18 protein-coding genes, 1 tRNA gene and 1 pseudogene are annotated in these 15034 nt (G+C 61.8%); 5 read left to right on the forward strand and 15 right to left on the reverse strand.

All coding sequences use genetic code 11. The features are described 5' to 3' along the window. Window positions 1-23: 23 nt before the first annotated feature. Window positions 24-473, forward strand: a complete 450-nt coding sequence (aroQ, locus tag OE747_RS16810; protein ID WP_263829711.1) for a type II 3-dehydroquinate dehydratase — start codon at window positions 24-26, stop codon at window positions 471-473. Further along, on the forward strand, window positions 470-1225 hold the full coding sequence (locus tag OE747_RS16815; RefSeq protein WP_263829712.1) for a LuxR family transcriptional regulator: 756 nt from the start codon (window positions 470-472) through the stop codon (window positions 1223-1225). The genes aroQ and OE747_RS16815 overlap by 4 nt, the downstream gene beginning before the upstream one ends. Window positions 1226-1703: 478 nt before the next feature. On the opposite strand, the gene tsf is transcribed toward OE747_RS16815, so the two are convergent. The 5 genes from tsf to OE747_RS16840 form a co-directional block, all read right to left on the reverse strand. Beyond that, window positions 1704-2579, reverse strand: coding sequence for a translation elongation factor Ts (tsf, locus tag OE747_RS16820; protein WP_263829713.1), 876 nt, complete (start codon window positions 2577-2579; stop codon window positions 1704-1706). A gap of 78 nt (window positions 2580-2657) precedes the next feature. After that, window positions 2658-3425, reverse strand: a complete 768-nt coding sequence (gene rpsB, locus OE747_RS16825) for a 30S ribosomal protein S2 (RefSeq protein WP_263829714.1) — start codon at window positions 3423-3425, stop codon at window positions 2658-2660. A 173-nt stretch (window positions 3426-3598) separates the two neighbouring features. Then, window positions 3599-4426, reverse strand: coding sequence for a lysophospholipid acyltransferase family protein (locus OE747_RS16830; protein ID WP_263829728.1), 828 nt, complete (start codon window positions 4424-4426; stop codon window positions 3599-3601). Between the two features lies 1 nt (window position 4427). Then, on the reverse strand, window positions 4428-5183 hold the full coding sequence (locus OE747_RS16835; RefSeq protein WP_263829715.1) for a GNAT family N-acetyltransferase: 756 nt from the start codon (window positions 5181-5183) through the stop codon (window positions 4428-4430). A gap of 108 nt (window positions 5184-5291) precedes the next feature. Further along, entirely contained in the window at window positions 5292-5474 is a 183-nt protein-coding gene (locus tag OE747_RS16840; protein WP_164127794.1) for a DUF3553 domain-containing protein, read from the reverse strand. 50 nt (window positions 5475-5524) lie between these two features. Here OE747_RS16840 and OE747_RS16845 point away from each other — a divergent pair, with 50 nt between their 5' ends. Next, complete coding sequence (locus OE747_RS16845) at window positions 5525-6121, forward strand: histidine phosphotransferase family protein (RefSeq protein ID WP_263829716.1); 597 nt, start codon at window positions 5525-5527, stop codon at window positions 6119-6121. On the opposite strand, the gene OE747_RS16850 is transcribed toward OE747_RS16845, so the two are convergent. The 9 genes from OE747_RS16850 to OE747_RS16890 all read right to left on the reverse strand — a co-directional run bounded on the left by OE747_RS16850 (window position 6122) and on the right by OE747_RS16890 (window position 13554). Then, the gene (locus tag OE747_RS16850) at window positions 6122-7375 is read right to left on the reverse strand and encodes a glutamate-5-semialdehyde dehydrogenase (RefSeq protein ID WP_263829717.1); all 1254 of its coding nucleotides are present in this window, start codon (window positions 7373-7375) and stop codon (window positions 6122-6124) included. Between the two features lie 53 nt (window positions 7376-7428). Next, a complete protein-coding gene (gene proB / locus OE747_RS16855; RefSeq protein ID WP_263829718.1) occupies window positions 7429-8535 on the reverse strand; it encodes a glutamate 5-kinase in 1107 nt (368 codons plus the stop codon). Next, complete coding sequence (gene obgE / locus OE747_RS16860) at window positions 8523-9557, reverse strand: GTPase ObgE (protein ID WP_263829719.1); 1035 nt, start codon at window positions 9555-9557, stop codon at window positions 8523-8525. Before obgE ends, proB begins: the two co-directional genes overlap by 13 nt. A 37-nt stretch (window positions 9558-9594) precedes the next feature. After that, on the reverse strand, window positions 9595-10131 hold the full coding sequence (locus OE747_RS16865) for a GNAT family N-acetyltransferase (protein WP_263829720.1): 537 nt from the start codon (window positions 10129-10131) through the stop codon (window positions 9595-9597). Then, entirely contained in the window at window positions 10128-10736 is a 609-nt protein-coding gene (locus tag OE747_RS16870; RefSeq protein WP_263829721.1) for a LysE family translocator, read from the reverse strand. Before OE747_RS16870 ends, OE747_RS16865 begins: the two co-directional genes overlap by 4 nt. 97 nt (window positions 10737-10833) lie before the next feature. Further along, window positions 10834-11103: a 50S ribosomal protein L27 gene (gene rpmA / locus OE747_RS16875; protein ID WP_164127779.1), complete on the reverse strand. Its 270-nt coding sequence runs from the start codon at window positions 11101-11103 to the stop codon at window positions 10834-10836. Window positions 11104-11114: 11 nt separating this feature from the next. Continuing rightward, window positions 11115-11687, reverse strand: a complete 573-nt coding sequence (locus OE747_RS16880) for a 50S ribosomal protein L21 (protein WP_263829722.1) — start codon at window positions 11685-11687, stop codon at window positions 11115-11117. A gap of 221 nt (window positions 11688-11908) precedes the next feature. Further along, a complete protein-coding gene (locus OE747_RS16885) occupies window positions 11909-12715 on the reverse strand; it encodes a DUF2059 domain-containing protein (protein WP_263829723.1) in 807 nt (268 codons plus the stop codon). After that, window positions 12715-13554, reverse strand: a complete 840-nt coding sequence (locus OE747_RS16890; protein WP_263829724.1) for a DUF2059 domain-containing protein — start codon at window positions 13552-13554, stop codon at window positions 12715-12717. Before OE747_RS16890 ends, OE747_RS16885 begins: the two co-directional genes overlap by 1 nt. A gap of 122 nt (window positions 13555-13676) precedes the next feature. Between OE747_RS16890 and OE747_RS16895 the strand changes: the two genes are divergently transcribed. Together OE747_RS16895 and OE747_RS16900 are read left to right on the forward strand one after the other, a co-directional pair. Next, window positions 13677-13766, forward strand: a tRNA-Ser gene (locus OE747_RS16895). Window positions 13767-14156: 390 nt separating this feature from the next. Further along, a pseudogene (locus OE747_RS16900) lies at window positions 14157-14864 on the forward strand (DUF3883 domain-containing protein); the annotation flags it as partial. Window positions 14865-14898: 34 nt separating this feature from the next. Here the strand turns inward: OE747_RS16900 and OE747_RS16905 are convergent. Then, window positions 14899-15034 (reverse strand): transposase (locus OE747_RS16905; RefSeq protein WP_263829729.1); only part of this gene is annotated, 136 nt, incomplete at its 5' end.

A 15034-nucleotide genomic window follows, 5' to 3' on the forward strand; every position in this document is an offset into this window, starting at 1 on the left:
TCCTGAATGGGGATGAAATTGACATGATGAGTATTCTGGTCCTGAACGGCCCGAACCTGAATCTGTTGGGTACGCGCCAGCCCGAGGTCTATGGCTCCACCACACTGGCAATGGTTGAAGAGGCCTGTGTGGTGCATGGCAAGGCGCTGGGGTTGGAGGTATCCTGCTTTCAGTCGAACCACGAAGGTATGCTGATCGATCAGATTCACGCGGCCAAGGGGCACAAACGCGGGATCATTCTGAACGCCGGGGCCTATACCCATACCTCCATCGCCCTGATGGATGCCATTTCCTCGGTCGAATTGCCCGTGGTCGAGGTACACCTGTCCAACATCCATGCGCGCGAGGCCTTTCGCCATAAATCCTATATCGCGCCGGTGGCTCTGGGACAGATCTGCGGCTTTGGCGCACAGGGATACATTCTGGCGCTCGATGCGCTCAAGGCTCATCTCGCGAAGGGAGGAGCTTCATGAAGCTGCGCAGCTATCTGGAGTTCCTGAGCTACGTCAAGACCCTGGAAGAGCTTTGGGATGCTCATACCAAACAGATGGCCGAATATGGGTTTGACCGTCTGCTTTACGGCTACACCAGTTACCGGACGGCCACATCGCTGGGCGATCCCGAAGATTTTGTCATCCTCACCAATCACGAGAAAGCGTATATCGACGGGTTCCTGCATTCCGGTCTCTACTTTCACGCACCTATGCTGCATTGGGCGCTGGAGAATGAAGGCGCCGGAAGCTGGAAGATGATCTCGGACATGCTGTCCAGCGCAACGATGACCCCGCAGGAGCAGCGTGTCTACGAGTTCAACGCGGCCCATGGTGTGACCGCTGGCTATACTGTCAGCTTTACGTCGGTCTCGGCCCGGACCAAGGGTGCCATTTCTCTGAGCGCCCCCATCGGCGCCAAGCAGGACGAGGTCGACGCAATCTGGAAGGAATACGGGCAGGATATCCTGCTGATGAACAATGTCGCTCACCTCAAGATCATGACCCTGCCCTATGTGGCGCCGAACCGGACGCTGACACGGCGCCAACGCGAGGCGCTGCAATGGGTCGGAGACGGCAAGACAACCCAGGACATCGCGATCTTGATGGGGTTGACGATGGCGACGGTGGAAAAGCACCTGCGACTGGCGCGAGAGGCCTTGTCGGTGGAGACCACCGCACAGGCTGTCTTGAAGGCCACCTTGCATAATCAGATGTTCATCATGGAAGCGTGACGCTAACGCTCAACGCAAGAAGGTGTTGTTCTGATTTGGAAAAACCCTGCTGCCGCGTGGCCTTTCCCGGTTTCGCGCAGGGCATCCATGCCCGATCCAAACCTGAGCGTCAGGGCGCTTTCGCAAAGTTTACCAAAGGTAAGGAATCCCCGACTTTCGATCACGACAGGGGTTGGGCAATATGACTTTGTTCCGTGAGTGGTGGCTTTAGCCTAGGGACATCGGGAAAAGATCCTCATTATTCGAGAGGCGCTCTGACCCGTCCGGCGGCGAGTGCTTATTGTTCGGCAAGCACCGTCGGAGAACATGAGGGGCCCCATCCATCCCCATCGAGCGGGGCCCCTCTTCTCATTCAGGTGAAACCGGGGTTCCCGGTCTCACCTTTTTCATGTCCGACAAACAAAAAGCCGGCCGCGTTGCAACGCGACCGGTCCTGTTTTTAGCTGGCCACGCCCGTATGAGCGTGGCCGCAACGCAATCAGCCTTGCGCCGCCTTGGCGACTTCGGCTGCGAAGTCTTCTTTTTCGACCACGATGCCTTCACCGACTTCCAAACGGACAAAACCGGTGATTTCTGCGCCAGCTTCGGCTGCGGCGGCCCCAACGGTCAGGTCCGGGTTGACGACGAACTGCTGGCTCAGCAGTGTCGATTCCGCCACGAACTTTTTCATCCGGCCTTCGATCATCTTTTCGATCACCTGCTCCGGCTTACCGGATTCGCGGGCGATATCCATCTGGATCTGCTTTTCCTTCTCGACGACCGCCGGGTCCATGTCGGCTTCGCTGAGCGCGGCGGGGTTCACGGCGGCAATATGCATCGCGACCTGCTTGCCCAGGGCCTCGTCGCCGCCCTTCATGGCGACCAGAACGCCGATCTTGCCCATGCCCGAGGTGGCGGCGTTGTGGACATAGGTCACAACGGTGTCGCCTTCGATCTTGGCCATCCGGCGCAGGGTCATGTTCTCGCCGATCTTGGCGATCTTGTCGGTCAGCGTGTCGGCAACGGTCTTGCCGCCCAGATCGGCAGCGTTCAGCGCGTCAAGGTCAGCGACGTTGACAGCGGCGGCCGCGATCTGGCCAACCATGTCCTGGAACTCGGCGTTCTTGGCGACAAAGTCGGTCTCGGCGTTCACTTCGACGGCGACGCCCTTGCCACCTTCGACGACAACGGCGACCAGACCTTCGGCAGCGGTACGGCCCGATTTCTTGGCGGCTTTTGCCAGGCCCTTGGTCCGCAGCCAGTCGATGGCGGCTTCCATGTCGCCGTCGGTTTCGGTCAGTGCCTTCTTGGCGTCCATCATGCCGGCGCCGGTTGCGTCGCGCAGTTCTTTCACGAGTGCAGCTGTGATTGCCATCTTGGCTCTCCTCAATTCGAAACGGATTTGGGGCAGGTCATACCCTGCCCCACTTGACATGCAGATGACAGAGACCGATCAGGCCTCGGCGTCTTCCGCCAGTGCCTCTTCAACGGGCGCTTCTTCCAGCGCACCCAGGTCGACGCCAGCGGCGCCGAGCTGTGCCGACATACCGTCCAGCGCAGCGCGGGCGGCTAGGTCGCAGTAGAGGCCAATGGCGCGGGCGGCGTCATCGTTGCCGGGGATGATATAGTCGACGCCATCGGGCGAGCAGTTGGTGTCAACCACGGCCACAACCGGGATGCCCAGCTTGTTGGCTTCGGCGATGGCCAGTGCTTCTTTCTTGACGTCGATGACGAACAGCAGGTCCGGCACGCCGCCCATCTCGCGGATACCACCCAGCGAGGCTTGCAGTTTGCCCTGATCACGTTCCATGCCCAGACGCTCTTTCTTGGTCAGGCCTTCGGCGCCGCCTTCCATGGCTTCGTCAATGGCGCGAAGACGCTGGATCGACTGAGAAACGGTTTTCCAGTTGGTCAGCGTGCCGCCCAGCCAGCGGTGGTTCATGTAATACTGTGCCGACTTTTCGGCGGCTTCGGCGATCGGGGCCGCGGCCTGACGTTTGGTGCCGACGAACAGGATGCGGCCGCCCTTGGCGACGGTGTCACGGATGACCTTCAGCGCCTGGTCCAGCATCGGAACGGTCTGGGTCAGGTCGACGATGTGGATGCCGTTGCGGGCGCCGTAGATGAACGGTGCCATGCGCGGGTTCCAACGTTGGGTCTGGTGGCCGAAGTGAACGCCAGCTTCCAGCAGCTGACGCATGGAGAACTCGGGAAGAGCCATGCGGTATTTTCCTTTTCCGGTTTACGCCTTGGCGGGGGAGAAGAAGCGGATGCTCCAACCGGCGGTCCGAATGGGGATGTCTCCCCCAAACAGGCCAAAACCCCGCCTGCGGGTTTTGAATGGCGCGCGTATAGGCCAGCGGCACCGCGAGCGCAAGGGGGAATATCGTTGTCTCAAGGGCGAGCCAGCTCGTGGGCGTTGCGCACGGCAGCTTCGCAAAAGGCAGCCAAGGCCTTGCGGCTATCAAAACCCGCGACACGGACGGGCTCGTGATAGATCAGCTCGACCCGGCCCTGTCTGCGGGCGGCCAGGGTCTTTAGCAGATGCGGACCGAACTCCATGTCGCCCCACCAGCCATAGAACCGGTTTGATTGTCCCTCGGGCGGATGGAATACCACCGTAACCGGCTGCACATACATGAAGTCGCGCAGCTCAGGTGTGAAAAAGGCGGCAAACAGCGTGGTCTTGAACGGCAAGACCCGCAGTCCATCGGTCGAGGTGCCCTCGGGAAAGAACAACAGTTTGTGTCCGGCTTTCAGCCGCTCTTCGAACAGCGCGGTCTGTTCGCGCGCCTTCTTGGGGTTGCGCTCGATGAACACGGTGCCGGTCGCCCGCGCCAACCAGCCGATGCCGGGCCAGCTCGCCACCTCGGCCTTGGAGACGAAATAGATCCGCTTGCGCGCGTTCAGGGCAAAGATATCGAGCCACGAGCTGTGGTTTGCCACTACCGCCCCGTGCTGGCGCATCAGCTCTCCACTGGTGGAAAAACCGATGCCAAGGATGCGAAACGCGTTGCGGCAGACGAACTGGGTGATGAACGGGGTCGCGGGACGGCGCACGCCGCACAATGGCCGCTCGATCAGCCGCACGCAGAGCAGCACCAAGAGCCCGCCAAACACCAACAGGGCCAGCGGCAGGCCGCGCAGCAGCACCAGCAGCCATCCCAACGGGCCTATTTCCAACCGCTCGGGAGGCTCGTCGCTGTTCCACATCGGGTCCATGTCACCCCCCGGAATAAATCTTGCGCTGGCGTTCATTCAGGCGCGCGGTGTCCAGGATCAGACAGACATCGGTGGTATTGAAGGCCTGGTCGACAAAAGCGCCGTCACCCACATATCCACCAAGGCGCAGATAGGCCTTTATCAGCGCCGGAACCTCCAGCATCGCCCGCCTGCGGTCCAGTTGGTCGGCAGGAACCCGGTTCATCTCGACAAAATGCGCAGGCTGTGCCCGAACGCGAAGCTCTTCGGGCGCAAGATGGCTATGGTATAGCAGGGAAAGCGGTTCGGCCAATGCGTCGGGATTGGTGCCATGGAAACTTGCAACCCCAAACAGAATTTCGATCTCATATCTGGCCACGTAGTTGGCCAGCCCGTTCCACAGGTTATACATCGCCATGCCGCCGCGATAATCGCGATGCACGCAGGAACGCCCAAGCTCCAACAGCTTGCGGCCCGAGGTCTTGAGGGCCGTCAGATCGTATTCGTCCTCGGAATAGAACTGCCCCACAGCCTCGGCCTGTTCCGACCGGAGCAGGCGGTAGACGCCGACAACTTGGCCGGACTTGTTGTCGATGCACAGCAGATGATCAAAGAACGGATCGAATCTATCCTGCTCCAGCCCGCGATCATGGTCAACCATTGCGCCGCTGCCGCCCAGTTCCCGCACGAACACGTTATACCGCAATGCCTGGGCAGCACGGATTTCATCTGTGGTTTCGGCGATTTTCACGGTGAACGTTGATCCGCGATCAGTCATCGGAGATTGTTTCCAGATTTCCCGGTTGCGGGCAGATACCGCGCCTCTGACGAGGTTGGCAACCGAAAGCGAACAGAAACTTTGGCGTTAACCTTTCGGTAAGGCAAATCACAGATCAAAGACGGGCACCAAGGCGATGCGTGTACCGTCGATCACCACCTTTCCTTGATCGGGAAAGTTAACCGTGATCTTTCCGGCGATGCTGGATTGCACCTGGCCGATTCCCCAATCGGGGTAACTCGGGTGGCGTACATACATGCCCGGTGCAAGAATGGCATTCAGATCGGTCATGGGCGCGCCCCGTGTGGCAAGCATGTGAAGGTCTAAGACGGAGGTATCGCATGGCCCAAAGCGGCGTCAACCTGGCTGGCCTGATCGGCTCGCGCATCTGCCATGATCTGATCAGCCCGGTCGGCGCGATCACCAATGGTCTGGAACTGCTCGAAATGACCGGCGCCGTTCAGGGGCCCGAGATGGATTTGATCTCGGACAGCGTCAATTGCGCCGAGGCGCGGATCAAGTTCTTTCGCATCGCGTACGGCGCGGCAGGAGAACAGCAGATTGGTCGCGCCGAAGTGGTTTCCATTTTCGACGACCTCAATCGCGGCAACAGGGTGCGCGCGGAATGGGGACCGGTCGCCCCCGTACTCCGCAGCGAAACGCGGATGGCTTTTCTGGCATTGCAATGCTGCGAAACGGCGATGCCCCTAGGCGGCGAGGTGGCGATCGAGGAGACCTCGGGGAGTTGGAAAGTGACCGGCACCGCAACCAGACTGGCCGTCGATCCAAAGCTTTGGGAAGGGTTAAGCAATCCGGCCGCGCTGGTTCAGGTGACCCCGGCTCAGGTTCAGTTTGCGCTGCTTCCCGCGGCAGCCGCCGACGCGGGCCGACGGGTCACGGTGGAAACCACCGAAACCCGTGTCATCATAAGGTTCTGATCACCCTCGGACGGTGCCATCGCCCCGCACCAGATACTTGAAACTGGTTAATTGCGCCGCGCCCACAGGGCCGCGCGCGTGCATCTTGCCGGTGGCGATGCCGATCTCGGCCCCCATGCCGAACTCGCCGCCATCGGCGAACTGGGTCGACGCGTTATGCATCAGAATGGCACTGTCGAGCCGCTCAAAGAACCGCGCGGCAACCGCGTCATTTTCGGTGATCACGCAATCGGTATGGTTCGAGCCATATTGGCGGATATGGGCGATGGCCGCATCCACATCCTCGACCACCCTGGCCGCAATGATCATATCAAGGTATTCCTTGCCCCAATCCGCCTCGCTTGCAGCGATGGAGCCGGGCAGCCCTTCGGCCCGCACCTCGACCCCGGCCTCGATCAGCGCGCGCACCAGATCAGCACCAAGATGGTCAGCTATATCCTTGTGAATCAACAGACATTCAGCTGCACCACAAATTCCGGTACGCCGGGTCTTGGCATTCATCACCACCCGCAGCGCCTTTTCCGGGTCGGCGTCCTTATCGACATAGATATGCACGATGCCTTCGAGATGGGCAAAGACCGGCACCCGCGCCTCGCGCTGCACCAGACCCACCAGCCCCTTGCCGCCGCGCGGCACGATCACGTCGACATAATCGGTCATGGTCAAGAGCTTGGACACCGCCGCCCGGTCGCGGGTGGGCACCAGCTGGATCGCATCCTCGGGCAGGTTCGCGGCGCGCAGCCCCTCGACCAGACAGGCATGGATCGCGCCCGAAGAGTGGAAACTCTCGGACCCACCACGCAAGATCACCGCGTTGCCCGACTTCAGGCACAGCGCGCCCGCGTCCGCCGTCACATTGGGGCGGCTTTCATAGATCACCCCGATCACCCCCAACGGCGTGCGTACCCGCTGAATATGAAGCCCCGAAGGCATGTCCCATTCAGCCAGAACCTCGCCCACCGGATCACCCTGTTCGGCCACGATGCGCAGGCCGTCGACGATGCCCTGAATGCGCCCTTCGTCTAGCTTGAGCCGATCCATCATCGCCGGGCTCAGCCCCTTGTCGCGGCCATAATCCAGATCACGCGCATTGGCGGCGATGATCTCGCCCCGGCGAGCCCAGACCGCATCGGCGGCGGCGATCAATGCGGCATGCTTGCGCTCGGCGGTCGCAAAGGCCAGTTCGGCGGCAGCGGCCTTGGCCCGTTTGCCGATATCGGTCATGACGGCGGCGATATCTTCGAGGTCTTTCATGGCGGTCCCCTGGCTTGGGTCAGGTCAATGGATAGAGCGTCGCGGCGTCCGGGTCAAAGCGCCATGTCGTCCCGGTGGATCAATGCGGCGCGGCCTGGATAGCCCAGTGTTGCCTCAATCTCGGAGGACTGACGCCCCCGGATGGCCCGCGCCTCGTCGCCAGTGTATCGGCAAAGCCCCTGCCCCAGACGTCGGCCGTCCGGGCCCAGAATGGCAACCGGGTCGCCGCGGCCAAAGACACCCGAAATCCTCGTCACCCCGGCTGGCAACAGGCTTTTGCCACCTTCCAGCGCGCGGGCGGCGCCTGCATCGACAGTGATCTCTCCACGCGGTTTCATCGCGGCGATCCAGCGCTTGCGCGCCGCCTGCGGGTCGAGCATCGCGGTGAACCAGGTGCAATGCGCGCCATTTTCAAGCGTTTTCAGCGGGTTCAAAGGCGACCCTTCGGTAATCGCCATGGCGCAGCCGCCTGCCGTGGCCATCTGTGCTGCCATCAGCTTGGTCTTCATCCCACCTTTGGACAGTCCGGAAACCGCGTCTCCCGCCATTGCCACGATCTCGGGCGTGATGCGGTCGACCACATCGAACCGGGTGGCGCTCGGGTCTTCGTTCGGATTGCCAGTATAGAACCCGTCCACATCCGACAGCAGGATCAACTGATCGGCGCCGACCGTCACGGCGATCTGCGCCGCCAATCGGTCGTTGTCGCCATAGCGAATCTCGTCGGTGGCGACGGTGTCGTTCTCGTTAACGATGGGCACCGCCCCAAGGCTCAGCAGGGTTTCCAGCGTCGCGCGCGAGTTCAGGTAGCGGCGCCGGTCCTCACTGTCTTCAAGCGTGACCAGAACCTGAGCCGTGGTGATCCCGTGCGGATCCAGCGCTTCTTCATAGGCGCGGGCCAGCCGGATCTGGCCAACAGCGGCAGCCGCCTGCGACTGCTCCAGCGGCAACGCCGTGCGGGGCAGACCCAGCACCCCGCGCCCCAGTGCGATGGATCCTGAAGAGACCAGGATCACATCCATGCCCTGCCCTTTGAGCCAGGCCACATCCTGTGCCAGCGAGCGCAGCCACTCGGCCCGCAGATCACCGGTCTTTCGGTCGACCAACAGGGCCGACCCGATCTTGACCACCAGCCGCCGGGCCGCCGTCAGGGTTGCCAAGTCTGTTCCTCCTCGGCGGGTTTGTGACGCAGACGGTCGGCGTCTATCTGCGCCCGCAGTGCGCGCAGAACATCGGTGACCCCTTCGCGCGAGGCGCCTGACATCATCATCACCGGACCGCCCGAGGCCTCTTCCAGCTCTTCAACCAGAAAGGCACGCTCCTCGTCATCCAGCGCGTCGATCTTGTTCAGAACCGTGATGCGCGGCTTGTCGGCAAGGTCACCGCCATAGGCTTCAAGCTCTTGAATGATGGTATGGTAATCCTCGATCGGATCGCCTGAGGTGCCATCGACCAGATGCAACAGCACGGCGCAGCGTTCGACATGACCCAGGAACCGGTCGCCGATCCCCCGCCCCTCGTGCGCACCCGCGATCAGGCCGGGGATGTCGGCGATCACGAATTCCACGTTGTCGACCCCGACCACGCCCAGGTTGGGATGCAGCGTGGTGAACGGATAGTCGGCAATCTTGGGCCGCGCGTTCGAGGTCGAGGCCAGAAAGGTCGACTTGCCCGCGTTGGGCATACCCAGCAGGCCCACGTCAGCGATCAACTTCAGCCGCAGCCAGATAGTGCGGTCCACCCCCGGTTGGCCGGGATTGGCACGGCGCGGCGCCTGGTTGGTGGCGGATTTGAAATGCAGGTTGCCGAACCCGCCATTGCCGCCACGCGCCAGCAGCACCCGCTCGCCCACGACGGTCAGGTCCGCCAGCACGGTCTCCTCATCTTCGTCGAGGATCTCGGTGCCAACCGGCACCCGCAGGACGATGTCACTACCATCCTTGCCCGAACGCTGCTGACCGCGGCCGGGCTGGCCGTTGTCGGCAAAGAAATGCTGCTGATAGCGAAAGTCGATCAGCGTGTTCAGCCCCTCGACCGCCTCGGCCCAGACCGAGCCGCCATCGCCGCCATCACCGCCATCGGGCCCGCCGAATTCGACAAACTTTTCCCGGCGAAAGCTGACACAACCGCCGCCGCCCGCGCCCGAGCGAATGTAGACCTTTGCAAGATCGAGAAATTTCATATGTGCTCCCTACTGCAAAGGCCGCGCACGGCTCAAGTCACAGCTTTCGGCTATAGGTCCAGGTGGGTACGGTCGCGCCCCGCGCAACCGAGTAACTCTCGGCGTCTCCAAGATACTGAAACCCGCAATGGGTCAAGACCCTGGCTGACGCCGGGTTGTCTTGAAACACGCTGGCGAACATCGTCGCGTTGTCCATCGGGTTGGCGTTTACCAACGCCTCCACCGCCATCGAGGCGATACCGGTGTTCCAGTAGATCGGCGCAACCCAATATCCAACCTCGGATTGGTTGCGGTCCATCTTCTTGAGCGAGATCACTCCGATCAACTCGGGCCCGTTGTCTCGCGTCGCGTCCATAGCCCAGATATCCTCGCCCCGGCCATCGGACATCGCACGCGCGACAAACGCCTCGGTCATGCCGGGCGGCAAAGGATGCGGGATCGAGGTGGTCATGCGCGCGACACGTTCGTCGCTGGCATAATACTCGATCAGCCCCATGTCCGACTTACGCAAGGGGCGCAGATCGAACCGGTCGGTTTCTATGACAGGCTGATTTATGATTGCATCAAACTTCATTCCTGTGCTCCTCCTCCGAACACAACAAAAACAACAGAGGCGACGGTCAGCCCCGCCAGCCCCCACATCAGGTATTTCTCGGCAGGCCGTCCTGCAACCACATGGGCAATCCTGTCTCCGGCAAAGGTCCAGATCGGATGGAAAACGGCTTGGCACGCCAGCAATAGACCGGCAATCGTCACGGTCGCCTGGAAATGTGGCGTACCCACGGCGACAAAGCCGGTAAAACCCGCCACGATCATCGCCCAGGCCTTGGGGTTGAGCGGATGAACCAGCAGACCGGCGCGAAATCCCGGCGGATTGTCAGCCCCGCCCTGCGGCGTCAGACGCAAGTTGGCGATTTTCCAGGCCAACCAGCAAACATAGGCCACACAAAGGTATTTCAGCCCCTCAAAAACCCAGGGTGCCCTGTTGGCCAGTTCCATGAGGCCAAAGCCAACCGGCCAGATTACCAGTTGCTTGCCCAGGGCCACACCTGCCACAAAGGGCAAGGCCGCCACAAAACCATAGCGCGCGCCAACCGACATCAGGGCCATGTTGGCGGGCCCTGGCGTGCCGACCTGGCTGGCGGCAAAAATCAGAAAGCTGGTCGCGGCGACACCCATGATCCTGTCCGATCAAACTCCGGTGAAGAACGAGAAAGGGGACCGGCAATCCTTGCCGGTCCCCCATGAATTTTTTCTAAACCTTCTGGGTTTCGGCTTACTCTGCGGCCTCCGCCACCGGCAGGACCGAAATGAAGGTACGCTGTTTCAGGCCCTTGTGGAACTTCACGGCGCCGTCGACGGTTGCAAAGATGGTGTGATCCTTGCCCATGCCAACGCCCTGGCCCGGCCAGAACTTGGTGCCGCGCTGACGTACGATGATGTTGCCGGCATCGACAGCTTCACCGCCGTATTTCTTGACGCCAAGGCGGCGACCGATGGAGTCGCGACCGTTACGGGAGGAACCGCCAGCTTTTTTATGTGCCATTCTTTCTCTCCTTAGCCTTGGGCCAGTTCTTTGGCCTGTTCAACCCATTCGGGTTTCACCTTGATCGCGTCGATAGCAGCAATCTGCTCGTCCGACAAGGCGGCCAGCGCGGCGAAGCTGCCAATGCCCGCTTCGACCAGCTTCTTGGCGGCTGCGGGGCCCACGCCGGTGATCTTGGTCAGATCGTCCGAACCTGCGGCAGCCGCGGCCGGAGCGACGGCACCCTTGGGGGCCTGGCCGGTTGCGGCCTTGACACCGGTCTTGTCGGCGCCCGAGGTCAGGATCTCGGTGATCTTGACCAGGGTCAGCTTCTGACGGTGACCCTTGGTGCGCTGCGAGCTGTGCTTACGACGGCGCTTGACGAAATGGATCAGCTTTTCGCCCTTGACCTGGTCGATCACCTCGGCCTGAACGGCAGCGCCGTCAACCAGAGGCGCGCCCACGACCGGCGCGTCACCGCCCAGCATCAGCACGTCGTTGAATTGAACTTTTTCACCTGCATCGGCAGCCAGCTTTTCAACGCGGAGCACATCGCCCGCCTGAACCTTGTACTGCTTGCCGCCAGTCTTGAGGACCGCAAACATGCGTCTTTCCTTCTTGTCACCGCGTTCTTCGGTCCCCGGTTGCCCGGACGTTCCGGCCCCGATCAAAGAAGCCACCTGCGAACAGCGCGCCCTGTCACGGGCTGATTGAACGATCCGCCGTTTCACGACAGATCAAACGATAACGAAACCCGGCGCGGATTTCCGGCCGGGATGCGGGCTTATCGTCAGATACCGGGCAGTTGTCAACTGGAAAACGCGGGCTACAGATCCGTCGCCCCCAAGGCTACGCCAACCGCGCGACCCAGCTCATAAGAGATATCGTCATAGAGCCGGTCAAACCCCTCGAACAGAGCGTCGTTCACCGCCTGCCCCGCTTCGGTGGCGGAGAAGTCCAGATTCCCCTGCATCTGACCGTCGGTCAGTGGTGAATAGGCAAACAGCAGGAACCCATAAAGCCATTTCCGTGTCTCCGCTTCTGTCTCGTCGCGGTTTTCGATCAACTCGCTCAGAACCGCCTCGTCATCGCGCGGCAAGTCCTGCCCGTCAGCCAGCCCCAGATAGAAATGGTAATCCGCGCTGATCGCCCCGCGCACGTTTCGCGGGACAAGTTCGTTGAGCCGGATATATCTGTCCACCAGCCGGTAGATCGGCCGGGTCATGTCCGTTTCCTGCGCGGTCTCGAAGGCCAGCTCCTCGATTTCAGGATCAGCAAAGGCACGCCGGGCCGCATTCTCCAATTCGAGAATCGTCTGTCCAAGCTCCGAGCCAAAAAAAACCGTCGCTGCCGCCATATCTTCGGCGCTCAGCCGCTCGGCCAGCACCGCGCGAAGGGTCTCGGTCATCCGGTCCGCGTCGTAGATCGCCTGCACCTGCGCACGAAAGACCTGCCCGCCTGCCCCTTGGAGCATTTCCTCATCGAGGGTCTGGCCATAGCGCAGACCTTCGTCATGCAATATCTCCACCACCTCATCCAGACGCATCGCGTTCGCCAGTCGGTCGATGGCCTCGCTGGACCAGGCGGGCCAGGCCAGTGCCAGGCTCAGAAAGACGCCAGCGAAAAACCGCATCAAAGATCCTGCGTCGGTTGCAGCCCGGCCATGCGCCCGGCCAGATGCTCGAACCGGTCGGCCATGATGTGGTACTGCACGGCGTTCAACAACTCATAGACCTCCTGCATCAGCGGCTGTTCCAGCGCCTCGGTATAGCTCTGCACCTCGACATCCGAGAACGCCTGATAGGTAAAGGCAGCCCCGGCCAACGCCGACAGTTGCAGGGCGTTGCGCAATTCGGTCTCGTTCTGCTGCAAGAGCGCGCGCAGGTCCTCGGTGTCCATATCCAGCTCGATCACCCCCGCGGCGCTGGCCGCCAGCAGGAACCGCAACTGGATCTCCTGCAACGCCTTGAGCGCGGTCCCCGACGAGTCGATGGCGCGGTTCATCCGTTTCAGCCATTCCAGCCGCCCCGACCCGTGCCGCACAAGTTCCGACACGATCGCCTGCCCGGCTTCCTGCTTCAGATCGTCGTCTTCCAGATGGGAATCGTTCTCGGCAATCACCAGCCGCTGCCCCAGCTCACTGGCGTAGAAATCGACTGCGTGATCCAGCGCCTCCTCGCTCAGGGTTTCCTCAAGGATATCAAGCGCGTCGCTTCGCATCGATTCGGTGTCGAACACCTCCTCCGCCAGATCTCTCCATTGCTGTCCGAATGCCTCGGCATCCAGCCCGAGCATCTGCGGCGCCGAGGCCGACGACAGTGCGATCGAGTCGAGCGCCACGTCGAATCCCGTGGTCACCAGAAACGCCTCGATCCGCGCCCGGTCGGCGGCCAATCCAGGCCGCGCAAACAAGGAAAGGACCACGATCAAAGCCGCAAGCGGCACCCGACGGAGAAGATACAGATGTTTCATGGCACAGAGCCTAAGCGTTTTCCGGGTCTCGGCAATGGAAAAACAGGGGCGGCAGAAAACTTCGAACTTTCCGCTTGCGCCCATCCGCGAACCTCACTAAATCCCCCCTCACAGACCCCCGCGGAGAGGTGCCGGAGTGGTCGAACGGGGCGGTCTCGAAAACCGTTGTGGGTGCAAGCCCACCCAGGGTTCGAATCCCTGTCTCTCCGCCACATTCAGTAACCGTATCCGTCCAAGGGCTCCGATCGGGGCCTTTTTTCTTTTTGTTTCAAAGGGCATTGGCCGGGCCATCCGCCCTTCGGAGACTGGGCGCTTGACGCAGGATGGGTCTCCGAATGGCCCGCGTCTCTCTTTGAACGCCCCTCGACGGTCACGGGGCGGCGCAAAATATCCTAGCATTTCCAATTGGTTGCCGCGTTCATGGGTTCGCCCCGTTAGCGAAATATTCCGGTGACGGAGACCGACACGAAAGCGCAGGGCGGCCAGAAGGACGGCTCCGTGGCGGCCGATCCCCAAGTCCGGCGGAAGCGTCCGCAGCGAGCCAGGACTCTGCCGGAAGTCTCTGATGACAAACAGACTTCGCGCCCATAGCCTGGGCCGCAATGTCGAATGGTCCTTGGACGGATGAAGAGAACGACCTGATCGTCGCGGGTTACTTCGCGATGCTGGCCGACGACATCTCCGCGCGCCGCTACAGCAAGGCCGAACACCGCCGCGCGCTCCTCCCGCTGCTGAACGACCGGTCCGAGGGGTCCGTCGAGTTCAAGCACCAGAACATCAGCGCGGTGCTGAAGGGGCTCGGCGAGGACTGGATCCCCGGCTACAAGCCCGCGTTCAACTTTCAGATGACCTTGGTGGACGCCGTGGCGCGGTGACTGGCGCTGAACCCGGCCTGGCTCGGACGCCAACCGGGGCTGCAAACCGCCGCTGGCCTACGCGAGGCGGCGCAGATCTGGGTGGGGCCGCCGCCGACGCTGTCGAACCAGCCACCCCCGCAGGAGCTGGAGCAGATGCTGCACATCGCCCGCAAGTTCGACGTGGCAGGCCGGGACGAACGCAACCGGGCCCTCGGCCGCGCGGGTGAGGAGCGCGTGCTGGCGCATGAGCGCGCGGCCTTGCGGACCGCGGGACGAGACGATCTGGCGCGCAAGGTGCGCTGGGTGTCGGAGGAGGATGGCGACGGCGCGGGCTACGACATCGCGAGTTTCGGGCCGGACGGCCGGGCACGGCTGATCGAGGTCAAGACGACGAACGGATGGGAGCGCACGCCCTTCCACATCTCCCGCAACGAACTGGCCGTGGCCGAGGAGTGGATGGCCTGATCTGACTGGTCCAACTTGATTGTTAGTGCATGACTGGCCTCTGGTCCATCTGGACGATGGTTTCAGGGGCTGGTGGCCGATAGCCGAGAGCGCTGTGGGGCCGCTTAGTGTTGTAGTGTTTCCGCCAACCTTCGATGATGACCTGTGCCTCTTTGAGC

The sequence above is a fragment of the Ruegeria aquimaris genome, assembly GCF_025751555.1.
GTDB lineage: Bacteria > Pseudomonadota > Alphaproteobacteria > Rhodobacterales > Rhodobacteraceae > Ruegeria_B > Ruegeria_B aquimaris.